The following is a 25,163-nucleotide window of genomic DNA, read 5'->3' as shown; positions in this document are numbered from 1 at the left end:
TTTAATTGATACTTTCAACACTCCATGAAATTGTTTCTCCTGCATACATAGGAACTACATTTTCATTTTTATATCCATAAATTGCTGGAACTACAAAATCTTTTTTTACTAATTTGATAGTTTTTTTCTCTAAAGATAAATTATAAATTCTTTGTGCATTTAATGATACGAAAGCATTTAGTTTGTCAAGTGCATTATGTTTCTCAAAAAGTTCAGTCAAAACCTGTAATGCAATTGGTGATGTAAATACACCAGCTGCACAGCCACAACACTCTTTTTTATGTTTTGGATGAGGAGCAGAATCACTACCAAACATGAGTTTTGGATGAGCTTTTAATGCGGCATTTAATAATGCACTTCTATCTTCTGGTCTTTTTGCAATTGGTTTACAGAATAGATGCGGATTTAACATTCCTCCTGCAACATCATCTAGTGTGATTATTAAATGATGAAGAGTAACTGTTGCAAATAGATTGTCGTATTTATCCAATAATTCTATTGCATCTTTTGTTGTAATATGTTCCATTATGATTTTTAAATCAGGAAAAGATTTTGCAATAGATTCATAAATTGGCATAAATTCTTTTTCTCTATCCATTACAAACCCATTTGTTTCACCATGAATACATAATGGAATTCCTAATTTACTCATAGATTCTAAAGTTGGTCTTAGAACTTCAACATCCATTGAAGCAACACCTGTTTCTGAATTAGTAGTAATTCCAGCAGGATAAAGTTTTATTCCAATAATATCATTTTTTACATCTGATAAAAACTCATATGAATAATCATTTTTAAAAAACAGTGTTACATATGGTTCAAATTTATCATCTTTACAAGCTTCTTTAATTCTTTGTTTATATGATAATAATGCTTCTTTTGTAGTAATTGGTGGTACTAAATTTGGCATAATTAGTGCACCACTAAATGTTTTAGAAGTTAATGGACCAACAAGTTTTAACATATCTGCATCTCTTAAATGCAGATGCATATCTAATGGTTCATTAATTTCAAATGTCAATTCAGCCATTAAATAGCTTCCTCGTCTTGCTCACCTGTTCTAATTCTTACAATTTTTTCAACTGGTGATACAAAGATTTTTCCATCTCCAATTTTTCCTGTTTTTGCAGATTCTATAATTACTGAAATAATTGCATCAACACTTTCGTCTGCAACAATTAATTCTAATTTAATTTTTGGCAAAAAATCGACTACATATTCTGCACCTCTATAAAGTTCACTATGACCTTGTTGTCTTCCATAACCTTTTACGTCTGATACAGTCATTCCTGTTACACCAGCTTGTGCTAATGCATCTTTCACATCTTCTAGTTTAAATGGTTTAATTACAGCTTCAATTTTTTTCACTATTAATCCTTTTTTTAGTTCTTATATTTTAACAAAATTTTTTTAAATTAATATTAGAATGCTCGCTTAAACTCAGGATAAGCTTCAAGTCCACATTCTCCAACATCTAATCCTTGCATTTCATCATCATTTCCTGCACGTAGTGGAATTATTTTATTAATTAAAAATAAAACAATATATGAACTAACAAATGCAAAAATTGCAACAATTAAAATTCCCTTTAATTGTCCTAACAGTGTTATATCATTTCCATTTGAGGCAAAGATACCAACAGCTAATGTACCCCAAATTCCATTTACTAAGTGAACAGATAATGCTCCAACTGGATCATCAATTCTCAATCTATCAAACATTGGAACTGCAACTACAACTAAAATTCCACCTATTGAACCAATTAAAATTGGTGTATAAATATCATATAAATCTGGACCAGCTGTAATTGCAACTAAACCACCTAATGCTCCATTTAAAATCATTGTTAAATCAAGTTTTTTATAAATTATTTGCATAATTATCGCAACTATTATTGCACCACTTAATCCTGCTGTATTTGTATTCATTATTGTCAATGCAACTAAATCTGCATTTTCTTTTGATGCTATTGAACCTACACTTCCACCATTAAATCCAAACCAACCAATCCATAATAAAAATGCACCTAATGTTACTAAAGGAATATTCGAAGCAGGAATTACTCTAATTCCTCCTTCAGGAGTGTATCTCCCTTTTCTAGCACCAATAATTAATATTGCAGCTAATAATGCCCAACCTCCTGTACTATGAATCACAGTTGAACCAGCTAAATCATACATTGATAATTCTAATATTGTTCCTTCAAGAAAATTTGCTCCCCAAGTTACATTGACAACAATTGGATATAAAATTGCAGCCATAATTATTGTAAATATCGCAAGTGGTATTATTTTTGCTCGTTCACTAACTCCACCACTCATAATATTTATAACTTTTCCTACAAAAGCCATTTGAAATAAAAATGCTGCATACTTACTCATCGTATCGCTTCCTAAATCACCAAAAGCCAATGAATAACCAAATAATAAAAAAGATAATGATGCTATTGCATAAATAAGTGTATTTATAGTTAATACTGCTGTAACATTTTTTGTTCTTACAATTCCTGCTTCTAACATAGCAAAACCGGGAACCATAAAAATAATCAACGTCATTGCAAAGATTGCATACAAAGTATCAATTATGTAAGATAATGATTCTATACTCATAATATTCCTTATTCTTTTTTGAATATTATAACAGTATATATTTTATATTTTAAGAACTTAATGTATATATTTTATACAATATAGTAAGGAAAGGTTATTTCCTTACTACAAGTAGAAAAACTAAACTGCTTCACTTCCTCGTTCTTCAGTTCTAATTCTTACAACTTCATCTAAAGATGAAACAAATATTTTTCCATCTCCAATTTTTCCTGTTTTTGCTGAATTAACGATTGCATTAATCACAGTTTCAACCATTTCATCTTTTACAACAACATCTATTTTGATTTTTGGTAAAAAATCAACTACATATTCTGCACCTCTATAAAGTTCACTATGTCCTTGTTGTCTTCCATAACCTTTCACATCATAAACACTCATACCTGTAATACCTGCTTCAACTAAAGCATCTTTTACATCTTCTAATTTAAAAGGTTTAATTATTACTTCAATTTTTTTCATCATTTATCCTTAATTACGCTCTTTTAAATTCTGGATAAGCTTCTAATCCAGTTTCATGAATGTCAAGACCATTAACTTCTGTTTCTTCATCAACTCTTAATCCCATGATTAAATCTAAGATTTTCCATACAATGAATGATGATATGAATACAAATGCTCCAATTACAACTATACCTTTAACTTGAGCTAATAAAGCAATTTCAGGATTGAAGATACCTACAGCTAATGTTCCCCAAATACCTGCAACTAAGTGAACAGATAATGCTCCAACTGGATCATCAACTCTTATTTTATCAAAGAATGGTACAGCAAATACAACTAATGCACCACCAATTAATCCTTCAATAAAGGCAATGTTCATACCTAAATCTGGACCTGCAGTACAAGAAACTAACCCTGCTAATGCACCATTTAAAACCATAGTTAAATCAACTTTTTTATAAATTAGTTGAGTTAAAATTGCAGCCATTATAGCACCTGCACAAGCTGCCATATTTGTACTTGCAACTACTGAAGCAATACCATCAATATCTTCTTTTGAACCTAAAGCTAATTGAGAACCACCATTAAATCCAAACCATCCCATCCATAAAATAAATGTACCTAAAGTAGCCAATGGTAAATTTGAACCTGGCATTGGTTTTACTTGACCATCTTTAGTATATTTACCTTTTCTAGCTCCTAAGATTAATACACCAGCTAATGCAGCCCATCCACCAACAGAGTGAACAATTGTTGATCCAGCAAAGTCAGAGAATCCAGCAATTAAACCACCTAATTCACTTCCTCCCCATGTCCAGTGACCTTGAATTGGGTAAATTAATCCAGATAAAAACACTGTAAATATTAAGAATGGCCATAATTTCATTCTTTCAGCAATTGTTCCTGAAATAACTGATGCAGCTGTTGCTACGAAAACAACTTGGAAGAAGAAGTCAGCCATTACTGGATAACCCATTTCTTCATTTGTTTTTCCAGATAACATTGCTCCACTTCCAATAAATGCACTTCCATCACCATACATAAAGTTATATCCTACAAAATAGAACATGATACAAGAAATAGCAAATAAAGCAACATTTTTTGTTAATACTGTTGCTGTATTTTTAGTTCTTGTTAAACCTGATTCTAGCATTGCAAAACCTGCTGCCATCCACATTACAAGGATTCCTGCAAATACAAACAGAAAACCATCTAAAATATATTTTACATCAGTAAAATTTTCCATAAGACTCCTTTGTCAATTTATCTAAACAAATTATAGGAATTTCTAAACAATATGTAAATATATATTTGTATATTTTTTATACAATATAGTTGTTTTCTAATTTTATTCTGACATAAAACAAAAAATTTAAATTTTTTATTATATAATCACAAATAAATTATCATAAAAAAATGGGCAAAAATAATGTTTAGCAAACTTCTTAAAAAGACTAAATTTACGGAAGAAGAATTTATAAAAGAGTTAATATCCTCTTCATTAGATTTAGAAAAAATAACTAAAATATACAATCAATTAGATATTGATTTAAATTCATATTATTATAAAGATGAACATATCTTACATTATTGTTGTAAAAAAGATTTATATGAATCAGTATTATGGTTATTAAATCAAGGAGTAAGTCCTGAAATTGAAAATAATCAAAAAGAAACAGCTATATTTTATGCTATTCACTCAAAAAGTAGTGCTATTATGCAACTTCTAATCGAACATAATGCAAATATAAATCATTTAAATATTTATAGAAGAACTGCATTACAAGATGCTGTAATTAGTGCAAGCAATAGAATAGTAAATTTTTTAATTGATGTAACTACAAATTTGGGAAATTGTGATATTCATGGAAATAATTTGATTTTTGATGCGATAGCAAATGGAAACTTAGAGATTATCAAAAAAGTCGCTTCCTTACAAGAAATAAATATTAATCAAATAAATGAAGAAGGAAATACTATCTTACAAAAAGAGATAGTTCTAAAAAACAATAATCTTGCTTTATTATTATTAGATTTAGGTGCAAATCCTACAATATTAGATAAAAATGGAAAAAACTTCTTATTTTATGCCATTACTAAAGGTATAGAAAACATTAGTATTATTCAAAAAGCAGTTGAATTGGGTTGTAATATAAATAGTAAAAGTTCACAAAACACTACTTTATTAATGGAATCAATCAATTATTTTTTAAATGCAAAAGATGAAAATGAAAAAATTAGCCATTTTGAAATGATTAAAGAACTTATAAATTTAGGAGTTAATGTCGAAACATTAGACAATAAAGGAGAAAATGCTTTCTTTTTAGCGACAAAAAGTGAAGATAGAGAATTAATAAATTTATTTCTTGAAAATTCTAATGTTAATTTAAATCATGAAAATATTGATGGAGAAACAGTTTTATCAATTTTAGTATTAAATGGTATAAGAAATAGTGATTTAATAAAACTTTATTTGGAAAAAGGAGCTAATCCAACACTTGAAAATAAATTTGGCAAATCAATTATAGAAATCTTAATAGATATAATTTTACATGTTCAAAATAGAAAAGAGTTAGATTTTGAATATGAGATACTTTTAAATGAAGATGCTGAATATCCAACTGTTTTAGAAAATCTTCTAAGAAATTGCAAAATAGATTTAAATAAACTAAATTCAAAAGGTGAACCAATTTTCTTTCAATCGATCTTATATTTTAACTTCAAATTGTTTAAAATTCTAAGAATAAAAAATATTAATCTAAATCAAAAAGATAAAGATGGCAATAACATTGTATTTAAACTAATGCAATATAACTATCAAGGTAAAATAAAAGATAAAAAACTATATTTAAACACTTTAAAAAGTCTTATTAATTCTGGTGTAGATATAAATGCAAAAAATAATGAAGGTCTTACAGCTTTACATGTTGCAGTTACTGAAAAATGTGAATATACAATTAGATTATTATTAGAATTACGAGCTGATTGTTTTATCACTGATTCAAAAGGAAGAAGTATCATTAATAATTGTATTTTAAAAAATACTACAAAATATTTCAAATTAATTCATCACTATAATAAAGATATTGTTGATATTCCTGATATATTTGGAGTTAAACCTATAAATTATGCAGCTTTTATGGGAAAAAAAGATTTAGTTATTGAAATGTTAGATGAAGGTGTATCTGTTAATAATCCATCTAAAAAAGATCCTAAAATATTAAAATTTTTAGAAAAATTTCACCAAAATATTATTGATTTATCAAAAGGTGTAGAAAAAGAGTTAGATAAAGCAAATCTAAATTTACTTGCAAATAATATGATAAAAGAATTTAACATTACACAATAAAATCAACATCTGATTAGTTATTATACAATGGTTTTTAACTTACTAATCAAATTCTTTTATATAATATAATAAAAAATATACAGGATTACTATGAAAGAATTTTTTGAAACTTATACGCAACATCAAGAAGATATAGAATATTTTTTGCAAGAGAGTTTAAAAAATATTGGAAATCTATCAATCCACAAAAAAAATGATTTTAAACAACTTTATAAAATATTTCCTTCTCTTGAACTTGTTTATATTATAGATAAAGAGACAAAAATCCAAACTTCAAATAATTTTTATCGATATAAAGTCGATGAAAGTGCAAAAAATAAAGACCGTTCACATCTAATTTCTAAATTACATTTTAAAGAATCAAATATGGCTTTTTCAAAACCATATATAAGTAGTGCAACAAAAAGTACTTGTGTAACGGTTACAATAAAAGAAGGAGATGAAATCTTTTTTTTAGATTTTCAAATTGATGTATTATTACAAAAATTAAATCTAATTGAATTAAATAAACCTTTTCATAGTGTTACTAAAGGTTTCTATATACTTGCAGGATTTTCAATGATGATTTTAGCTCTTGCAACAATTTTATTTTCTTTATACGATTTTATTCTTTATATTTTTTCTAAACATGATATTGCATTAGAAATGATATTTAAACCTATAATTGCGTTAACTTTAAGTATAGCTATTTTTGATTTAGCTAAAACTATTTTAGAACAAGAAGTATTTTTTAAATCATATTCAAAAAATTCAAGAGTTGAAACAAAATTATTAACAAAATTTTTAACTACGATTATTATTGCTTTATCTATTGAAGCTTTAATTGTCGTATTTAAAATTGCGATTAATGATTATGATAAGATGATTAATGCTTTTTATTTAATTGCAGGAATTGCTTTAATTCTTATCTCTTTAACTGTATTTATATATTTTTCATCAAAAAAATATAAACAATCTTCTGATTCACAAAATTAAGAAATTTATTTTTAAATAAATTTCTTAACTTTAAAATTATTTCATCTCTTTATTAAAATAAGTGTTATAAAACTGTTTTGCAGTTCTTGCACTTTTACTTGCTCTTAATTGAGCAAATCTTAATGCTTCTTTATATAGTTCTTCTTTATCTATCTCACAATCTTTAAAATAAAAATCTACAACTTTTAAATAATCATCTTGCGTTCCATGATAAAAAGATAACCATAATCCAAATCTATCACTTAATGAAATTTTTTCTTCAACACTATCTGAATAATGAATTTCACCATTATTTCCAATTTTTGTACCTTCATTATCTTTTTGATATTCTGTTATTAAATGTCTTCTATTTGATGTTGCATATATTTTTATGTTTGAAGCTGGAGCTTCAATAGAACCTTCTAAAATTCTTTTTAAACCTTTATATCCTTTTTCGCCCTCTTCAAAAGATAAATCATCACAAAAAATTATAAATTTATATGGTTTTTCTCTTATCAAATCTGATATTTCAATCAAGTCATCCAAATCATCTCTATCAATTTCAATAAGTCGTAATCCATCTTTTTTAAACTTGTTTAAAATTGCTTTAATTAATGATGATTTTCCTGTTCCTCTTGCTCCCCAAAGTAAAACATTATTTGAGGGCAATCCTTTTAGGAATCTTTTTGTATTTTCAATAATTGCATCTTTTTGAGTATCTATTCCCACTAACTCATCTAATTTTATTTTATCAAGATGTTTTACAGGTTTTAATAACTCTTTTTTAGCTCTATATATTGCTGCATAATTCTTTTTCCATTTCATTTGTATCTCCTTTAAATTATGATAGAGGAATATTTATTTCAAACATTGCACCAATATACTCTTTGTTATTATAAATATATCTTTCATTTGAAACACTAATAGTCCCCTTCATATGCTTTTTGATTATTTCTTCACACATATAAAGTCCTATTCCAGTACCTTTACTTTTATGTTTTGTTGTAAAATATGGTTCAAAAATTCTATCTATTATCTCTTCATTTATTCCATTTGCATTATCTTTTATAGAAATTTTCAAATTATTCTTTTCTTTAAATAATTTTATAAATATATATTTCTCAAAATTCTTATCTTTTTTTATTAATTCATCTTCTGCATTGTTTAATATATTTATTATCACTTGTAATAACTCATTTTCAAAAGTTAAAACTTCACAATCTTCTATCTCTTTTATAATCTTTATTTCATTAGTATTAAATGAAATTTTTACAATATTTAGTGCTTTATCTATCAAATCTTTACTTTTAAATAAATTCTCACTTCTTTCAGGTGAAAAATAATATCTGAAATCATCTATTGTATTTGATAAATAATTTGCTGTATCAATTATATAATTAAGAGATTCTTCACACTCTTTTTCTTCTAAAATTCCATACTCTTTTTTTAGCTTTATTGAAGAAGCAGAAGTTGTTATAATAGAAAGAGGTTGTCTCCATTGATGGGCAATATTTTCTATCATTTCACCCATTGCTGCCATTTTATTTTGTTGAAATAAAAGTTTGTTTTTTTCATCATTTTTTATTATTTCATTGTTAACTGTTTGTTGTAAATATTCATTTAACTCTTTTAACCTTTTAGAATAAATATAATAACTTATAATCAAAACTGTCAAACATAGAAGAATCAAAAATAAAATCAAATATAAAAAAGCATGTTGTTTAAATTTTGTTATTTCTGATATATCAATTAAATTCAAATCTTTAAATATTAAAATATCTGCTAATTTTATATCGTCTTGATAAATTTTGAAAGTTGTAATTATTTTTCCATCTTTTATTACATAATTATTTATTTCCAAAAATTTTTTTATATCTTCATTTTCCAAATAAGTTAGTAATTCTTTTGAAACATCAACATTTGGAATATAATAATCTTTAAAAAATATTTTACTAAAACTATTTTGTTTTAATTGTTCTGTAAAAAGTTTATCAACTAAAATTATTGGTTCTACTTTATCAATATCCTTTAAATCTTTTGTTATAGAATTAAAATGTGTTATTCCTTCTAATGTTCCAATAAAATCGTTATTTTTATAAATAGGAACAATTGATTTAAATGTCATATCATAAATTCCAACACTTATTGTATTTTTTATTTTTGGTTCTTCCAATATTTTTTGCAAATCTAATCTATATAATTTTATTTCATCATTCTTATTTTCTGTCCAACTTCTATAAACAGAAATTCCATCTTTATTGATAATTTGAAACCAAACATTTTTAAAATCTGTATAATCTTTTAATTTTTTACTTAAATTATTTAAATCATAAAAATTAGTTTCTTTTTTATTTAGAATAATTTTTTTAATATTTTCATTTTCAGATAAAGTAAGAGTTATAGCTAAAGTTGCATTCTTTTTTGAAAGAATTAAAGAATTAATTTTATCTTTTATATTAGTTGTTAAACTATTATATTTTTCTTCTAAGAGTTCTTTTTCTTTTTTAAGTATAAATTCTATTCCACCAAAAGCTGTAATAAAACAAAGAAAAATCAATACAAAAAAATTTATTAAAATATATTTACTTTTCTTCTTCAAATAGAACCTTTTTATTTATTATTATATTATTTAGAGTATTACATATTCTTTATTAAATAATAATTTGTTTAAATTATCATTACAATTGTTTATTTTTTATACATTTTTTTACTTTTTTTTCATTTTTATACAGTATAATATTTTATAAATGGTAAATCATCTACAAATTTTTAGAGTTAAAAGAGGTAATATAATATGCAAGAATATATAGCAAAAGATAGTATTTCCAAAGAGATTTTAAATTCAGCAAAACTTTTACAAGCAGTAGAAGTAAATGCTTTAATCTTAGGAGAAAGTGGTGTAGGAAAAAAATCTTTAGCTAAATATATTTTACCCCAATCAGAAGTTTATGAAGCAAAAAATTTACAAAAAGATATTGCAGATGATGTTTTAACTTTGCAAAATGATGCAATAATTATAGATAAAATAAATGAAATTACAAATATTGATTTATTTTTAAAATGGATTGAAGAAAATGCAATTAGAATTATTGCTATATCGCCAACTGAGAATTTAAATCAAAAATTAAAAGATATTTTTTCGATTAACTTAGAAATTCCTATTTTAGCAAAAAGAGAAGAAGATACAAAAGCTTTAGTAAATAAATTCTCACAAGAGGCAAGTTCTATTTTAGATATGCCTTTAATTCCACAATCTAAACTTATTATTAATATTTCAAACAATACTCATAGTTTAAGAAAATCTATCTATTTTTCATATCTTTTTGAAACAATTGGTGAGCATGAGATTTTAATGTTTTTAGAAAAATATATAAGTGAAAATCTATACGGAGAAAATTCTTATAAAGATTTATCATATATTTTTGAAGTTCCTTTACTTAAAGCTGCAACAAAAAAATATAAATCACAAGTTCAAGTGGCAAAACACTTGGGATTAAATAGAATTACTTTAAGAAAAAAATTGGAAATTTATAAAGATTTATTATGACAGAGCTTAATTTACAAATTGAAGAGTTAATTTCAAATAATGCTACAGATTTTCAAATCTCAAAAGTTTTTAAGACATATTATAAAAACTATTTAGAATCAATTGATACAACAGTTGAAACAACGGGTGGAAAAGATTTTTTCATAAAACACACAAAACATACAGATAAATTTTTAATCCTTTTATACAAATATATCTTAAGAAAAAACTTTGGTTCTCATCAACCAATGAGTACATCAATTCCAATTTCTTTAATTGCCCTTGGTTCTTATGGAAGAGAACAATTATGTATTTACTCTGATATTGATATTATGATTTTATATGAAAATATCAAAGGCTATAATCTTAAAGATATTATGGAAGAATTTATAACTTTAGCTTGGGATTGCGGATTAAAACTCGGTTCAAGAGTTCATGAATTAAAAGAGATAAAAGAAGCAGTAAAAGAAGATATAACAATAAAAAGTTCTATTTTAGAATCAAGGATGATTTATGGTTCAAAGATTTTATGGTTTAGTTATGAAAATGTTCTAAAAATCATTAGAAAAACAAATCAAAAAGAGTTCATTTTAGACAAACTTGAAGAACATAAACAAAGATTGCTAAAATATCCACTAAAGATGGAACCAAATATCAAAGATGGATATGGTGGAATAAGAGAAGCAAATATGATGTATTGGATGGCTAATATTTTATATGGAGTTACTAATACAAAAGATTTGATCGGAACTCAATTCACAGAAGATGAATATAAAAAATATAGACAAGCTTTAGAATTTATTTTTCAAGTTAGAAATGCTTTACATAATATTGCTAGAAAAAAATTAGACCAAGTAACTTTTGATATATTACCTGATTTAAGTTCTAAACTCGGATTTAAAAATACATCAAGATATACAAAAGATAGACTTTGTATGTCAAAAATCATCTCTTGTTTACATATAATTCATAGTTTCACAGCAACAATGGTAAAAAAATTTACAAGAGTTGCTTTTTTTGAAGCATCAAATATAGCAAAACTAAAAACTCAAAGATATAAAAAAAATCTTTATATAATTGACAATGAACTTTATTGTTCATTTAGTGCAAAATCTCAATCTTTAAATTATATGCTTAAAGAACTTATTGAATTACCAGCAAATGTAGAAAAATTTGATAGGTCATATATTTACTATTTAAGTAAAGCGAAACTTCCAAAGGTTCAAACAAAAGAGTTAAAAAAAACTGTTAAAGCTCTTTTATGTAAAACAAATTTATACCCTATAATAAAACTTATTTATAATGCTGGATTATTCAGAGCTGTTCTACCTAGTACAAAAACTATGATTGATTTACCACAATTTGACGGTTATCATGCGCATCCTGTTGATATTCATTCTATTAAAACTCTAAAATTTGCTCAATATATAGAAAACGATTTTATTAAATCTATATTTGATGAACTTACAAATGAACAAAAAATAATAGTAAGATTGGTTGCTTTCTTACATGACATTGGAAAGGGAAGAAAAGAAGATCATCATATTGTTGGAGAAAAATTATTTAAAAGTATGATGAAATCTTTTGATTTTGATGATGAATTTATAAAATTAGGTTCAAGATTAGTTAGATATCATAATATGATGTCTTATATGGCAACTCATGAAGATATATATTCTGAAAAAACTATTTTAAACTTTACTGGATTGATTAAAACAAAAGATGCATTAAAAATGTTGTACGTAATTACTTATTGTGATATTTCAGCTGTTGGGAAAAATATTTTCAATAGTTCAACAGCATCTTTATTAAAACAGTTATATTATCAATCATTACCAGCATTTGAAGATGAAGAATTTTTAAATGAAAGTAAAAGAAGAATCGTAAAACAAAATGCAATAAAAAATTTGCCAAGATATAAAGAACTTCCAACTATTTTACAAAAGAAAATAATGTACATAGCTTCAAATCAAATCTTCTTAAGATTAAAAGCTGAAGATATTTTAGATATTGCAATAAAAGCAAAAGATGTAGATAGCTATATTTATAAAATAACAAATGAGGCACAACTTACTATTAGAATTATCAGAAAATCTCCACTTAATCTTGGATATTTACTAGGTAAATTAGAGTTTTTAAATATTGCATCTATGAATATTTTTAAACTTTATGATAATAAAAAAGCTTTTGAGATCTCTTTTTCTGAAAAAGTTGATAATGAAGACATTTATTTTATTGAAGAGATTATCAAAGACTCTTTTGATATGAATAAAACAACAAATTTAATTACTCCAATTATAAAAAAAGAAAATGTAAAAATAGATTGTAATCATACTATTTATCTAGCATCTATGCATATAGTTGCAAAAGACCAAAAAGGTTTATTTGCATATATAGCTAAAATCTTTGATGATTTTAATGTTGAAATTGAAAGTGCTAAACTTCATACTCTAAAAGGTTATGCAAAAGATTTAATTTTAATTGAAAAAAATGGGAATTTCTGTTCAAATCAAGATGAAATTATAGATTTAATATGTAAAGGCGATAAAACAGAATAATTCTGTTTTATTAAATTCCTCTACTCAAACAAAATCCACCACCTAAACTACTTTTTTCACCTAAACCAACTGCTAAAGATAAAAAAGCTAATTTTTGAGATATTACATCTTTATTTGGTACAATTCTTAATTTATTACCAATTAATCTTACAATCTTCTCTTTTTTATCTTTTGTAGTTTTAAAATAAATAGATTGAGGTTTTTGATTTTTTAATTCAATCTCTTGAATAAAACTTGTTGATTCACTCACATCTTCTTGATAAAACTGTTTTAATTTTTTTTCCAAATTATTATGAAGTCTTTTTTGTAAAGACAATATATCTCCATTATAATGTAAAGACCAGAAAAGTTGTTTTCCCTTTTCATCTCTTTTATCAGAAACGATAACTGGTGTTGCACTATATAATTCATGAATAAAAAATTGATCAATTACTTTTTTTTGTACATTTAAAACTTTAAGAAAGATATTATTTGTATTTTTACAAAGTAAAATCTCTAATTCATTAATCAATTCTCTATCAATACTTCTAATTACAAATTTATATATTTTGTCTTTTTTATAAATTCTATCACTTTCTGTTGGATAAAAATTACTAAAACAATAGTTATTTATTGATTTATCTTTATTCTCAAGATCTAATCTTTTACTTTGATATATCGTAAAATTTATATATTTTGACAATACATCAAAGCTCTCTTTTAATTCAATAAAATTTTTTAAGTATGCTTCGCATTTTAGTTCAAATATTTTCATTTAAAACTCTTTGTTTCAATCTCTTCTGTTAATAAAAAATTGTAACAAACAAATGACTCACAAATGACTCTTTTTTAGAAATTGAAAATCATCACTCTTTTGCTTTTAACTTACAAGCATTAAAATCTTTCTTCCCACTACCAAGTTTTGGTATCTCATCAACAATTTTTATATCAGTAGGAATCATTAATTTATTTTCAAAATTCTTTAATATTTTATCTTTTAATGTTAAAACATAATCTTCACTTACATGGGAGATTAACAATACTATTTTTTCACCTTTTTTTTCATCTTCAATACTTGTAACAATAAAATCTACTAAACTATCATCTTTTAAATCTAATAATTTTGATATTTTCTCTTCAACTGCACCAAGACTTATCATTTCTCCACCAAGTTTTGCAAATCTTGAATATCTATCAACTATAGTTAAAAAACCATCTTCATCTATTTTCCCCTTATCTCCAGTTATATAATAAGTTTTTCCTTTTATAGTTTTTAAAACTTCTTTTGTTTTTTCTTCATTTTTTAAGTATCCCTTCATTACTTGAATACCTGAGATTAAAATCATTCCTTCTTCATTTGGTTCTAATTCTTTATATGTTTCTGGATTTACAACTTTTATTGTAGTTCCAGGAATTGCCATACCAACTGTTCCAGTTTTTTGTCCAACTTGAACAGTAAAATCAGAAGCTAAAACATCAGGAAGATTACAACTTGCAACTGGTGAAGTTTCAGTTGCACCAAAACCTTCAAGAATATCTTTTCCAAATCTTTTTTTGAACTCAAACTTTACATCTTCTCTTAATTTTTCAGCACCTGCAACAACTAGTCGTAAACTCTCAAACATCAAAGGATGAATTTTTTGATTTTTTGCATATAATCTAAAGAAAGTTGACGTTCCACACATAATTGTTGCTTTATACGAACTAACTAATTTTGCAATTCCCAGTCCATCTGTTGGGTCTGGATGAGCAACACATTTTATACCTTCAATTAATGGTAAATATGTTGTAACTACTATTCCAAAAGCATGAAATAAAGGTAAAGAACCAACTATTGTATCTTCATTACTTACATTTATAATATTTGCAATTTGTTGTGCATTTCCTAAAATATTATCACCACTTAGTTCTACACCTTTTGGTTTTCCTTCACTTCCAGAAGAGAACAATATCATTACCGTGTCATCTTTATTTGTTTTTGTTAAATGTATCGATTTTAAAATACAAGCAGGTAAAAATTTAACACTTAAATATGTAAATAAGCCTTTATTTTTAGAAATCTTAGTTTTTAATTCCTCTAAATAAATTACCTCAACCAATTCTAAAATCTCTTTTATATTTATACCTTTTGATTCAAGTTTTTCAACAAATTTTTTTGAAGCTATTATTGTTTTTATTTCTGCTAATTCAATAGAAGATTTTAAAGAGTTTATCTCACTTGTATAGTTTAGATTTATTGCTGTTTTTCCCATCATTAATACTGTGTAATTTATAAATGCACCGCTGGCAGTTGAGGGAACTAACAGACCTATATTTTGACCTTTTATCTCTTTTTTCAATAAATCTTTAAAAAGTATTGATGCAGTTAAAAACTTACTTCCTGTCATCTCTAAACCTGTTGAATCAGCAAAAACAATCTCTGAAGAAACTTCTTTTAATCTATCAAATATAGTTTCATTTAAAGGTTTTAGATTTCTTATATGCTCTTTCCAAGATTTTGAAGATAATTCAAAAACCTCTTTTTTTACACTAACAATATTTGCTCTTTCTTTCGTCATACTTCTTGCAAAAGATACCGTAACACTATTAGTTTTCTTTGATTTTTTGAACTTTTTATTAGCTCTACTAAACATAGATTCCCAAAGTCCTCTAATATAAAAAGGAATAACTTTTATCTCTGTTTGTGTTAATTCTAATACTTTTTCAAAACCTTTTTTAAACTCCCCTAAATGTCCGTTTCTTGTAATACTTCCTTCAGGGAAAAGTACAACAACACTACCATTGTCCAACTCATTTGCAATAAGTTGAATAGTTGATTTACTTGAAGCATTTGATATAGGAATTGCTTTAAACATTTTTAGTATCCAAGTTATATACCATTTGCTATAAATTGTTTTATCCATAACAAACTTAACTTCTCTTGGAACTGCCATTAAAATTATTGCCCAATCAAGCCAAGAAATATGATTTCCTAAAAGTAAAACTCCTCCTGATGAAGGTATATTTTTTATTCCATCAACTTCTAATTTATATTTTAATCCCACAATACTTTTTAAGAATAGTAAAATCAAAGATTGAGGTAATTTATAAATTGTATATGCTGTTCCTATTACAATTATTAGTAATATTAAATATATAGTTTTTAATGGATCTAAATCAAAATAAGATACGATTGTTGTCATACAAAGCATTAAAAACATAGACAATGAATGAAACCAATTATTCCCTGCTAATATTGTTCCTAAAACCTTTTTCTTTGCATTAAATTGAATTAAAGCATTTAATGGAACAACAAACATTCCACCAAAAACTCCAAACATCAAAAATGAAATTGCCAATAAAAACGGAGTTTGAACAACTGTTGAAACATATAAAGAAAAAGCCATACCAAAAGATGCTAAAGGAATAGTTCCTACTTCAATATAGTGTTTTGATATTCTTGAATATAATACTGAACCTATAGCTATTCCAATTCCTGAAGCTGCTATAACTCCATTTATTAAAAATACATCTGTAATATTTAAATATTGTTTTACAAAAGATGGAAAAACAGCCATTGTAGCTTGAGAAACTCCCCAAAATACAGACAATCCAATAACTGATAAAAAAATCACATCATGTGAAAAAATTGTTCTTATATTTTTAACTAATAACTTACCTTTAAAAAATTCATCTTTGTCTAAAGTCAAATTTTCATCTTTTACATAAACTGTATTTATTCTTCTTAAAAATAAAAATGAAACTACCATTTCTAAAAAAGCAACTGGTAATATATAATAAGTCAATGGCAAAATTGCAGTTAATAGTTCTTCTTTTGAAGTTAAATTTTGAAGATTATTTACATTGTAAAAATTTTCAAAAACAAAAGATGCAACACCAATTGAAAATAATATAGCAATTATTGAAATTGCTTGTAAAGCAGCATTTCCACGTGAAAGATTTTTTTTACCATAGATATCAAGAATAAGACCAAATTTAGCTGGAGAATAAATAGCACTTTGAACAGCCAATAAAACTAAAGAGAACATTGCAAAATAAAAATTTTCACTCATATATGAAATTATCATCAAAACTGATAATAAAAAAGATGATGCCGCACCATAAACCATAATATTTTTTTTATTATATTTATCAGATAAATATCCACTTAGAGTAAATAGAAGTAAAAATGGGATTATAATCATTGCATTGATTACTGAAATCCAAATTACTTGTGTTGTTCCATCAAAAACTTTGAAAGCAATATTTTGTAGTAATACTTTATGAGCAACATCAACGACAGCATTACAAAAAACCACAAATAAAAATGCAATTTTTATTGATAAAAGATTATTTATTTTTGTCATTAGTTATCCTATTTAATTAAATTGATTTAAATTTGTTTCAAAAAATTCTTTTAAATTTTCATTTAATATTTGAGAATTTTCTGGAATATTGATTTGCTCACCTATAAATACTTGACAATTAAAAGGAACAAATAAAGCTTCTCCTTTTGGTAAAGAATTACCTAAACCTTGCATTGCTATAGGAGTAATAGGTATATCTTTTTTATCTTTTAATAAATAATATAACCCTTTTTTTAATCTTGTCATTTGTTCTGGTTTTCCCCTACTTCCTTCTGGAAATAATATTAAAATATCTCCATTATCTAAAGCTTCATGTGGCTTTTTAAATAACTCTTCTTGAGAACTCGCACCCGTTCTATCTAAAGGAATTATTCCTATACAATAAGTTGAAATCCAAGATATAAATTTATTTCTCATAAAATAATCTGCTGCTGCAACTGGACGAATTTTATCTATCATAGACAAAGGATATAGACTCATAATTACTAAAGTATCTAAATGACTATTATGATTAGGAGCAATAACAGCTCCACCCTTTAAAGGTAGATTTTCTCTTCCTCTAATATTTAATCCTAAAATAACAAATACAATAGGTTTTACTATAAAAGCAAAAAATAAAATTTTAATAACTCTTTTCATATTAATAACTCACATAATATAAGAAATGGAAAAATGCTGGTGCTGTATACATTAAACTATCAATTCTATCTAAGATCCCACCATGACCAGGGATAAATGTACCTGTATCTTTTATTCCGATATCTCTTTTTACACTTGAGATTACAACATCTCCAAAAAATCCGATACAAGAGATAATAAATCCTGCAATAAATCCATAATACATATCTAAAGGTGTTAAATAAGGTGCAATTATTCCAGAAATTAATGTAACACTAAAAACTCCTCCTAAAAATCCTTCCCATGTTTTATTTGGACTAACTTTTGGAATAATCTTATGTTTTCCAAATAATTTTCCAAAAACATATTGTGATACATCATTAAACTGTGTCATTATCAATAAAAATAAAACTGGACCAATATTTCCAGCTAAACTATTGTGAACTGGCAATGCCATAAGATAAGCAATATGACTTATACTAAAAACTGTTAACATTGTTGCCCATTGGATTATACTTGCTGATTTTATAAAACCATTTGTTTCTCCAATTAAAACCAATCTTATAGGTATAAATAAAAACAGATAAACAGGAATGAAAATTATAAACATTCCATACCAACCAATACTAATCCAATAATATTGCAAAGGAATAGATAAATAAGCCCAGAAGATTGCTCTTCTATCTACATATCTAACAGAAACAATTGATAAAAACTCTTTTAGAGCTAGAAATGATAAAAAAGCAAAAAATATTAAAGCAGATTTTAGACTAATACTTAATGCTAAAAAAACAATAGCAATCATCCACCACCAAGATTTTATTCTTAATCCTAATTCATTAAAATCCTTATTTGGATTTTTAACTTTTTTGTATTGATATATCAAAGTTGATATAACTAAAACAACAATGGTAAAAGCCATTGCATACAATGAATTTTGTGCAATATCAAACATTATTTTCCTTCTAAAGTGTTATAAATAGTCTTTGTTCTATTAACTATTGTTAAAAATGAACCAATTGTTATTACAAATAAAGTAATTGTCAAAATATAATCTGAATTAAAATATGAAAATTCAAATGGAGTTAATATTAAAGCTGTTGTCAAAATAGCCATTCTATGTTGTTTTGCCATTGGTCCTTTAAAGCAACTTCCAGCTTGCATACTTGTACCTAAAACTCTTACATAAGCTGTTAAAGCTGCAAAAAGTGCTGCTAAATATCCAAGTTCTATTCCAAAAGAAATATTTGTTATTGAATATCCTAAAGCTATAAAAAGTAAACTATCAGAAACTCTATCTGGAATATCATTAAATAATTCTCCTGATTTTGTACTCTTACCACCTTCAAGTGCAACCATTCCATCAAATAAATTACATAATAACCGCATTTGTATAAATAATGCAGCTAATATTGGAGAAATCCAAATAGTAAAAAAATTATCATTTGAGATAAACAATATAAAAATTGAAGCTATAAAAGAAGCTACAATACTACCTATTGATATTTGATTTGGAGTAATATCCTTTTTGCTTAAATAACTTGCGAACTTTTGACTCCAAACACTTCCTCTAACTTTTAGTGGTCTTCTGTTATTATTTTCCATATTTTCCCTTTCTTAATTTATTTTTGATACTTTTTTTGCCATAAAAACAGAAAATAGTAAGGAAACTATAACTGTTGGTGCAATAGTATAAAAAATATTTTGTGTATTTATCAATAAATGTCCTATAAAAACTATACTTGAAGTAATCATTACAGTTAATATTGCAACAACATAAGCTGAACTATTTATAAATAATCTGTTAAAAAAAACTATTAAATGAACCATAAAAATTGTTATTAAAAAACTAGCTATTCCTTGAAAAAAAGATGAAACAAATCTATTTTCATCTTTTATATTTATAAAATACGACCAAGTTCCCCATAAAATAAAAGCAAAAATTGCTGATATATATTTCTCTTTTTTCATTATCTAGCCTTTTTAAATTCAATAATAGTATGTCGATTGAAAATATAAGGTTTAAATGAATTAAGTATATCAAGAACTAAAACCTCAGGTAAATATCCATTTTTTTCTAAAACTTTACTTGTTAACTCTTTTTCAAGTAATGCAAGTTTTTTACTTGTATTTACATATTCACTTATAAGTTCCGTTGAGATGTCATATTTTCTTAACTCATTGAAAGTGTTTAAAACTTCTATTTCTGTTTTAAAATATACTTCTTTATCATCTAATAAATCAAGTTTTATAGCTTCATCTATATTTTGATTTATTAAATCTTTTTTTAAAATTGGATTTTTAATCTCACTACTAAGCATCTGTATAGATTGTAAAATTAAATCTGATCTGTCATCAAAATTTATTTTGTAATAATCAAAAAGTTCTTTTATATAATCAATTGAAAAATTTAGATTATCTTTGAAATATTTAATCAAATTTAAAACAGTGATTGTGATTTCAGGATAATATTTCATATTTTTTGATGTGCTTAAAGTATTTGGTAATAAACCTTTTTTATCATAAAATGAAATTGTATGATTACTTAAAGCTGTTAAATCAACCAATTCTGACATTTTATAATAGTTTTTATTCTCTATTATTTTCATAATTTTTCCTTTAAAGTATAAAGTTAAACTCTTTACTTTTGAAAGTTTATAAAAATTAATTTAAAAAGTCAAGAGTTTAACTCTTTACTTTTTATTTATCAACTATTAACCACTTATTAGATAAAATCTGATTATCTATCAAAATAAAAAATAATCATTATTAAGGAATTATATGTACCAAACCATGAAAAAAGAGTGGTTTTCAAATATTAGAGCTGATTTTTTATCAGGTCTTGTAGTTGCACTTGCACTTATCCCTGAAGCAATTGCTTTTTCTATTATTGCAGGAGTTGACCCAAAAGTTGGACTTTATGCTTCATTTTCTATGGCAGTTGTAATTGCATTTGTGGGAGGACGACCTGCAATGATTAGTGCAGCTACTGGTGCTATGGCTCTTGTGATGGTAACTTTAGTAAAAGAACATGGATTACAATATCTTCTAGCTGCTACACTTTTAACTGGTGCCATTCAAATATTTTTATCATATATTGGTATTCATAAACTTATGAGTTTTGTTGCACGTGCTGTTGTTGTTGGATTTGTAAATGCACTTGCAATTTTAATCTTTTTGGCTCAACTACCTGAACTAACTAATGTAACATGGCATGTTTATGCTTTAACTGCCGTTGGTCTTGGTATCATATATCTATTTCCTTATGTTCCAAAAATAGGAAAACTTTTACCCTCACCTCTTATAACAATTGTAGTTCTTACTATATTTGTATATTTTATTGGTTGGGATGTGAGAAATGTTGGAGATATGGGAGAATTACCAAACACTTTACCAATATTTTTATTTCCAGAAATTCCTCTAAATTTTGAAACTTTACAAATCATTTTTCCATACTCTTTTGCTTTAGCAATTGTTGGACTTTTAGAGTCATTTATGACGGCAACCATTATTGATGATTTAACAGATACTAAAAGTAATAAACAAACAGAAGCCAGAGGTCAAGGAATCGCAAATATAGCAACAGGTTGTATTGGTGGAATGGCAGGTTGTGCTATGATTGGACAATCTATTATCAACTTCAAATCAGGAGGTCGAGGAAGATTATCTACTTTTATTGCCGGTTTTTTACTTTTGATAATGGTTGTATTTTTAAGTGATATAATTTCTATTATTCCTATGGCTGCACTTGTTGCTGTTATGATAATGGTTTCTATTAGTACATTTAATTGGTCTTCAGTAAAAGAGTTAAAAACACTTCCAATTTCAACAAATCTTGTAATGTTATCAACAGTTTTTGTTACAGTTTATACACACAATCTTGCGATGGGAGTAATCACAGGAGTTTTACTTGCTTCTTTATTTTTTGCAAATAAAATTTCACACTTTATGTACAATGAAACTTCATATAATGAAAATAAAACAATAAAAACTTATAAATTTGTAGGGCAGGTATTTTTTAATAGTGCTGATAAGTTTTATGAAATGATTGATTTCAAAGAAGATATTAAAAAAGTTATCATTGATGTTTCAAAAGCTCACTTTTGGGATATTTCAGCTGTTTATGCTTTAGACAAATCAGTAATTAAACTGCGAAAAGAAGGTAAAGAAGTTGAAGTTATAGGACAAAATGAAGCAAGTAAAACTATCATAGATAGATTTGGAATTCATGATAAACCTGAAGAAATAGAAAAAGTTATGGGTGGTCACTAAAATAGAGAAAAACTTCTCTATTTTGGACTAAAAAGTTCTAAAATTAATCATTTATTTTAAAAACTTTCCAAGCTGAAATAAGCAAAATAATTCCTAATATCATAGCTATATATTCTGAATTCACATAATCCAATAACATTGCTCCAATAAAAGAACCAATAAATGACCCAATAATCATATATACTATAAATGTTTTTTCTTTTAGTATTTGTTTAAATTGTTGACTTTTTGAATACCTAAAAAATGCCATAAGCATAGTTGGTAAACTTATACATAAAGAGATACTCCCAGCTAGTTTTGGCTCTAACCCAAAGAGTAAAATTAGAGTTGGAATTATAAACTCTCCACCAGCTACTCCTAAAATTGCTGAAATAACACCTATTAACACACCAGATATTACACCAACTATAAAAAGAATTATTTTGTTTGAAAAAAGAGCTTCTCCATAACTCAAATAATTATGTCCTATTAACATACTTAAGGCTAGGATTATTAATAATACAAATATAATTTTATTTAAGATGACTTCTCTTAGATTCATAGCATAATTAGCGCCTATATATGCACCAACCAGACTACCAATTAAAATATTTATTATGATGGAAGAATAAGGGATAATCTCTTCAAAACCTATAGTGTGACTTCTAAAAAAAAGTGAAAAAATCACTACAGCTAAAGAAACTATTTTATTTATGATTATTGCACTTAAAGTTGCAAAACCAAAAAACTTAACCAAAATAGGAAGTCTAAATTCAGCACCACCTAACCCAATTAATCCACCTAACGTTGCTACACTTCCACCTGTCAAAAAGGAAAAGAAATTTTTATTTTTGTACATAAATCCCTCCAATAATGGATTTGTATATACAGTTATTATTCCTTTGAAAGATTTTAGTTATTTTTTTCTGTAAGTAAATTTACTATTTCATCAACATTTAACTGTTTTCCAGTACTTTTTACTATTCCATCAACAACTAAAGCTGGTGTACTCATCACTCCATAATTCATTATTTCTACAATATCTTCAACTTTTTTAACTTCATGGAAACCACCAATTTTTGCAACTGCTTGTTTTACAGCTTCTTCTAAAGCTTTACATTTTGAACATCCAGTTCCTAAAACTTCTATCTTCATTTTTTCTCCTATAAAATAGTATTAAATAAATAACCTGTCATTAAAATAGAAACACCAACTATTCCAAAGAATATTGAAATAAGTTTTAAACTTAATACTCTTTTTAAAATCATAGCTTCTGGCAAACTAAGAGCAACAACTGCCATCATAAATGATAGTGCTGTTCCTAAAAGCATTCCTTTTTGTGTTAAAACTTCAACTAGTGGTAAAATTCCTGCTGCGTTTGAATACATTGGTATTCCCATAATAACTGCAACTATTGGAGCATACCAAACATCTCCACCTGCATATTTACTTATAATTTCTGTTGGAATATATCCATGAATAAATGCACCTATTCCAACTCCAATTATCACATAAAGATAAATCTTCTTAAAAATATCTGCTGTATTATCCCAAGACTCTTTTAATCTTTGATTAAATAAAGTTTCATCACTATTTGAACCATTGCAACAACTATTTACAGGTTTTACTTCTATTAAAACTTCTTTTTCTAAATTCATACTTCCAATAACAAGTCCTGCAATAATAGCTATTAATAAACCTATTCCCACATATAATAAAGCAATTTTCCAACCAAAAAGTGAAAACAACATAGCAATTACAACTGCATCACTTAGTGGTGCAGAAATCAAATATGAAAAGGTTACTCCTAAAGGAATTCTAGCTTGTAAAAAACCTAAAAAAAGCGGAATTGCACTACATGAACAAAATGGTGTTATAACTCCAAAAATAGCAGCCATTACATGACCAACTATTTTGTGTTTACCACTTATGTAATCTCTTGCTTTTTCTATTGGGAAATAACTTCTTAAAAATGTAACTATATAAATAATAGTAATTAATAGGATAAATATTTTAATCGTATCATAAATAAAAAAATGCAACGCATCACCTAAATGACTACCTTTAATCAATCCTAAAATATCAAATACAAATATTGAAGTTAAATTTACAAGCCAATCAAACATCTATTTTAATACCTCAACAATTTTTGGAAGAAGTTTTTCTTCTATCTCTTTATATGTTTCTTCAAAAGCCTCAAAACCTTTTCCATCTGGATCTTCAAATCCCACATGAATAACTTTTATAGCTTTTGGAAACATTGGACAAGTTTCATTTGCATGGTCACAAACTGTTACTACTAAATCATACTCATTATCTATTACTTTGTCAATTGTTTTAGAATGATATTCTTCTTTCCAAATTCCTTTTTCTTCAAGAAGTTTTTTTGCATTTGGATTTACTTTTCCACTTGCTTTTACTCCACTACTATCTGCACTAATTCCATCTAATTTAGCATTAATCAAAGCTTCAGCTATAATACTTCGACAAGAATTTCCTGTACATAAAATTAAAACTTTTTTATTCATTATT

General features: G+C 25.8%; 23 protein-coding genes. 5 read left to right on the top strand and 18 right to left on the bottom strand.

Annotated elements, in window-relative coordinates; translation table 11 throughout:
• Position 1: 1 nt before the first annotated feature.
• From pyrC to ABLL_RS01705, 5 genes are all read right to left on the bottom strand, one after another.
• Positions 2-1,030 carry a dihydroorotase gene (gene pyrC, locus ABLL_RS01725; protein WP_014473051.1) on the bottom strand — a complete coding sequence of 343 codons (1,029 nt, stop codon included), beginning with the start codon at positions 1,028-1,030 and terminating at the stop codon, positions 2-4.
• On the bottom strand, positions 1,030-1,368 hold the full coding sequence (locus ABLL_RS01720) for a P-II family nitrogen regulator (protein ID WP_014473050.1): 339 nt from the start codon (positions 1,366-1,368) through the stop codon (positions 1,030-1,032). Before ABLL_RS01720 ends, pyrC begins: the two co-directional genes overlap by 1 nt.
• 53 nt (positions 1,369-1,421) lie before the next feature.
• Complete coding sequence (locus ABLL_RS01715; protein ID WP_014473049.1) at positions 1,422-2,609, bottom strand: ammonium transporter; 1,188 nt, start codon at positions 2,607-2,609, stop codon at positions 1,422-1,424.
• Positions 2,610-2,729: 120 nt separating this feature from the next.
• Positions 2,730-3,068, bottom strand: coding sequence for a P-II family nitrogen regulator (locus ABLL_RS01710; protein WP_014473048.1), 339 nt, complete (start codon positions 3,066-3,068; stop codon positions 2,730-2,732).
• Positions 3,069-3,081: 13 nt separating this feature from the next.
• Positions 3,082-4,296: an ammonium transporter gene (locus ABLL_RS01705; protein ID WP_014473047.1), complete on the bottom strand. Its 1,215-nt coding sequence runs from the start codon at positions 4,294-4,296 to the stop codon at positions 3,082-3,084.
• A gap of 183 nt (positions 4,297-4,479) precedes the next feature.
• On the opposite strand from ABLL_RS01705, the gene ABLL_RS01700 reads away from it, so the two are divergent.
• Entirely contained in the window at positions 4,480-6,399 is a 1,920-nt protein-coding gene (locus ABLL_RS01700) for an ankyrin repeat domain-containing protein (protein WP_014473046.1), read from the top strand.
• A gap of 90 nt (positions 6,400-6,489) precedes the next feature.
• Complete coding sequence (locus ABLL_RS01695; RefSeq protein ID WP_014473045.1) at positions 6,490-7,374, top strand: hypothetical protein; 885 nt, start codon at positions 6,490-6,492, stop codon at positions 7,372-7,374.
• Between the two features lie 36 nt (positions 7,375-7,410).
• Here the strand turns inward: ABLL_RS01695 and ABLL_RS01690 are convergent, their stop codons facing one another.
• The gene (locus ABLL_RS01690; RefSeq protein ID WP_014473044.1) at positions 7,411-8,178 is read right to left on the bottom strand and encodes an ATP-binding protein; all 768 of its coding nucleotides are present in this window, start codon (positions 8,176-8,178) and stop codon (positions 7,411-7,413) included.
• 16 nt (positions 8,179-8,194) lie between these two features.
• Positions 8,195-9,952 (bottom strand): sensor histidine kinase, encoded by a 1,758-nt coding sequence (locus ABLL_RS14600; protein WP_014473043.1) that lies wholly within the window; start codon positions 9,950-9,952, stop codon positions 8,195-8,197.
• 195 nt (positions 9,953-10,147) lie between these two features.
• Between ABLL_RS14600 and ABLL_RS01680 the strand changes: the two genes are divergently transcribed.
• Together ABLL_RS01680 and ABLL_RS01675 are read left to right on the top strand one after the other, a co-directional pair.
• Positions 10,148-10,900, top strand: a complete 753-nt coding sequence (locus ABLL_RS01680) for a sigma 54-interacting transcriptional regulator (protein WP_014473042.1) — start codon at positions 10,148-10,150, stop codon at positions 10,898-10,900.
• The gene (locus ABLL_RS01675; protein WP_014473041.1) at positions 10,897-13,437 is read left to right on the top strand and encodes an HD domain-containing protein; all 2,541 of its coding nucleotides are present in this window, start codon (positions 10,897-10,899) and stop codon (positions 13,435-13,437) included. Before ABLL_RS01680 ends, ABLL_RS01675 begins: the two co-directional genes overlap by 4 nt.
• Before the next feature lie 10 nt (positions 13,438-13,447).
• Here ABLL_RS01675 and ABLL_RS01670 read toward each other — a convergent pair whose 3' ends face one another.
• From ABLL_RS01670 to ABLL_RS01640, 7 genes are all read right to left on the bottom strand, one after another.
• Positions 13,448-14,191 carry a CRISPR-associated endoribonuclease Cas6 gene (locus ABLL_RS01670; RefSeq protein WP_014473040.1) on the bottom strand — a complete coding sequence of 248 codons (744 nt, stop codon included), beginning with the start codon at positions 14,189-14,191 and terminating at the stop codon, positions 13,448-13,450.
• Between the two features lie 91 nt (positions 14,192-14,282).
• Complete coding sequence (locus tag ABLL_RS01665; RefSeq protein ID WP_014473039.1) at positions 14,283-17,762, bottom strand: acyl-[ACP]--phospholipid O-acyltransferase; 3,480 nt, start codon at positions 17,760-17,762, stop codon at positions 14,283-14,285.
• Between the two features lie 12 nt (positions 17,763-17,774).
• Positions 17,775-18,401, bottom strand: coding sequence for a lysophospholipid acyltransferase family protein (locus ABLL_RS01660; protein ID WP_014473038.1), 627 nt, complete (start codon positions 18,399-18,401; stop codon positions 17,775-17,777).
• 1 nt (position 18,402) lies between these two features.
• Positions 18,403-19,335: a phosphatidate cytidylyltransferase gene (locus ABLL_RS01655; protein WP_014473037.1), complete on the bottom strand. Its 933-nt coding sequence runs from the start codon at positions 19,333-19,335 to the stop codon at positions 18,403-18,405.
• The gene (locus tag ABLL_RS01650) at positions 19,335-19,985 is read right to left on the bottom strand and encodes a CDP-alcohol phosphatidyltransferase family protein (RefSeq protein WP_014473036.1); all 651 of its coding nucleotides are present in this window, start codon (positions 19,983-19,985) and stop codon (positions 19,335-19,337) included. The genes ABLL_RS01655 and ABLL_RS01650 overlap by 1 nt, the downstream gene beginning before the upstream one ends.
• A 12-nt stretch (positions 19,986-19,997) precedes the next feature.
• Positions 19,998-20,351: a hypothetical protein gene (locus tag ABLL_RS01645; protein WP_014473035.1), complete on the bottom strand. Its 354-nt coding sequence runs from the start codon at positions 20,349-20,351 to the stop codon at positions 19,998-20,000.
• A complete protein-coding gene (locus ABLL_RS01640; protein WP_014473034.1) occupies positions 20,351-20,989 on the bottom strand; it encodes a MerR family transcriptional regulator in 639 nt (212 codons plus the stop codon). The genes ABLL_RS01645 and ABLL_RS01640 overlap by 1 nt, the downstream gene beginning before the upstream one ends.
• 172 nt (positions 20,990-21,161) lie before the next feature.
• On the opposite strand from ABLL_RS01640, the gene ABLL_RS01635 reads away from it, so the two are divergent.
• Entirely contained in the window at positions 21,162-22,652 is a 1,491-nt protein-coding gene (locus ABLL_RS01635) for a SulP family inorganic anion transporter (protein ID WP_014473033.1), read from the top strand.
• A gap of 43 nt (positions 22,653-22,695) precedes the next feature.
• On the opposite strand, the gene ABLL_RS01630 is transcribed toward ABLL_RS01635, so the two are convergent.
• From ABLL_RS01630 to ABLL_RS01615, 4 genes are read right to left on the bottom strand one after another with little or no spacing between them, the layout of a single operon-like run.
• The gene (locus ABLL_RS01630) at positions 22,696-23,490 is read right to left on the bottom strand and encodes a sulfite exporter TauE/SafE family protein (protein WP_014473032.1); all 795 of its coding nucleotides are present in this window, start codon (positions 23,488-23,490) and stop codon (positions 22,696-22,698) included.
• A 53-nt stretch (positions 23,491-23,543) separates the two neighbouring features.
• The gene (locus ABLL_RS01625) at positions 23,544-23,786 is read right to left on the bottom strand and encodes a thioredoxin family protein (protein ID WP_014473031.1); all 243 of its coding nucleotides are present in this window, start codon (positions 23,784-23,786) and stop codon (positions 23,544-23,546) included.
• 8 nt (positions 23,787-23,794) lie between these two features.
• Positions 23,795-24,757 (bottom strand): permease, encoded by a 963-nt coding sequence (locus ABLL_RS01620; RefSeq protein WP_014473030.1) that lies wholly within the window; start codon positions 24,755-24,757, stop codon positions 23,795-23,797.
• A complete protein-coding gene (locus ABLL_RS01615; protein WP_014473029.1) occupies positions 24,758-25,159 on the bottom strand; it encodes an arsenate reductase ArsC in 402 nt (133 codons plus the stop codon).
• Positions 25,160-25,163 lie beyond the last annotated feature (4 nt).

This window comes from Arcobacter sp. L (genome assembly GCF_000284235.1).
GTDB classification, from domain to species: Bacteria; Campylobacterota; Campylobacteria; order Campylobacterales; family Arcobacteraceae; genus Aliarcobacter; species Aliarcobacter defluvii.
Note: the sequence above shows the minus strand (reverse complement) of the source record. Positions and strands in the feature narration are given on the sequence as shown.

What these genes read in the sequence shown, in the direction of transcription:
- pyrC (WP_014473051.1), bottom strand. Translation starts at nt 1,030, where the DNA reads ATGGCTGAATTGACATTTGAAATTAATGAACCATTAGATATGCATCTG.
- ABLL_RS01715 (WP_014473049.1), bottom strand. Translation starts at nt 2,609, where the DNA reads ATGAGTATAGAATCATTATCTTACATAATTGATACTTTGTATGCAATC.
- ABLL_RS01710 (WP_014473048.1), bottom strand. Translation starts at nt 3,068, where the DNA reads ATGAAAAAAATTGAAGTAATAATTAAACCTTTTAAATTAGAAGATGTA.
- ABLL_RS01705 (WP_014473047.1), bottom strand. Translation starts at nt 4,296, where the DNA reads ATGGAAAATTTTACTGATGTAAAATATATTTTAGATGGTTTTCTGTTT.
- ABLL_RS01700 (WP_014473046.1), top strand. Translation starts at nt 4,480, where the DNA reads ATGTTTAGCAAACTTCTTAAAAAGACTAAATTTACGGAAGAAGAATTT.
- ABLL_RS01695 (WP_014473045.1), top strand. Translation starts at nt 6,490, where the DNA reads ATGAAAGAATTTTTTGAAACTTATACGCAACATCAAGAAGATATAGAA.
- ABLL_RS01690 (WP_014473044.1), bottom strand. Translation starts at nt 8,178, where the DNA reads ATGAAATGGAAAAAGAATTATGCAGCAATATATAGAGCTAAAAAAGAG.
- ABLL_RS01680 (WP_014473042.1), top strand. Translation starts at nt 10,148, where the DNA reads ATGCAAGAATATATAGCAAAAGATAGTATTTCCAAAGAGATTTTAAAT.
- ABLL_RS01675 (WP_014473041.1), top strand. Translation starts at nt 10,897, where the DNA reads ATGACAGAGCTTAATTTACAAATTGAAGAGTTAATTTCAAATAATGCT.
- ABLL_RS01670 (WP_014473040.1), bottom strand. Translation starts at nt 14,191, where the DNA reads ATGAAAATATTTGAACTAAAATGCGAAGCATACTTAAAAAATTTTATT.
- ABLL_RS01665 (WP_014473039.1), bottom strand. Translation starts at nt 17,762, where the DNA reads ATGACAAAAATAAATAATCTTTTATCAATAAAAATTGCATTTTTATTT.
- ABLL_RS01660 (WP_014473038.1), bottom strand. Translation starts at nt 18,401, where the DNA reads ATGAAAAGAGTTATTAAAATTTTATTTTTTGCTTTTATAGTAAAACCT.
- ABLL_RS01655 (WP_014473037.1), bottom strand. Translation starts at nt 19,335, where the DNA reads ATGTTTGATATTGCACAAAATTCATTGTATGCAATGGCTTTTACCATT.
- ABLL_RS01650 (WP_014473036.1), bottom strand. Translation starts at nt 19,985, where the DNA reads ATGGAAAATAATAACAGAAGACCACTAAAAGTTAGAGGAAGTGTTTGG.
- ABLL_RS01645 (WP_014473035.1), bottom strand. Translation starts at nt 20,351, where the DNA reads ATGAAAAAAGAGAAATATATATCAGCAATTTTTGCTTTTATTTTATGG.
- ABLL_RS01640 (WP_014473034.1), bottom strand. Translation starts at nt 20,989, where the DNA reads ATGAAAATAATAGAGAATAAAAACTATTATAAAATGTCAGAATTGGTT.
- ABLL_RS01635 (WP_014473033.1), top strand. Translation starts at nt 21,162, where the DNA reads ATGTACCAAACCATGAAAAAAGAGTGGTTTTCAAATATTAGAGCTGAT.
- ABLL_RS01630 (WP_014473032.1), bottom strand. Translation starts at nt 23,490, where the DNA reads ATGTACAAAAATAAAAATTTCTTTTCCTTTTTGACAGGTGGAAGTGTA.
- ABLL_RS01625 (WP_014473031.1), bottom strand. Translation starts at nt 23,786, where the DNA reads ATGAAGATAGAAGTTTTAGGAACTGGATGTTCAAAATGTAAAGCTTTA.
- ABLL_RS01620 (WP_014473030.1), bottom strand. Translation starts at nt 24,757, where the DNA reads ATGTTTGATTGGCTTGTAAATTTAACTTCAATATTTGTATTTGATATT.
- ABLL_RS01615 (WP_014473029.1), bottom strand. Translation starts at nt 25,159, where the DNA reads ATGAATAAAAAAGTTTTAATTTTATGTACAGGAAATTCTTGTCGAAGT.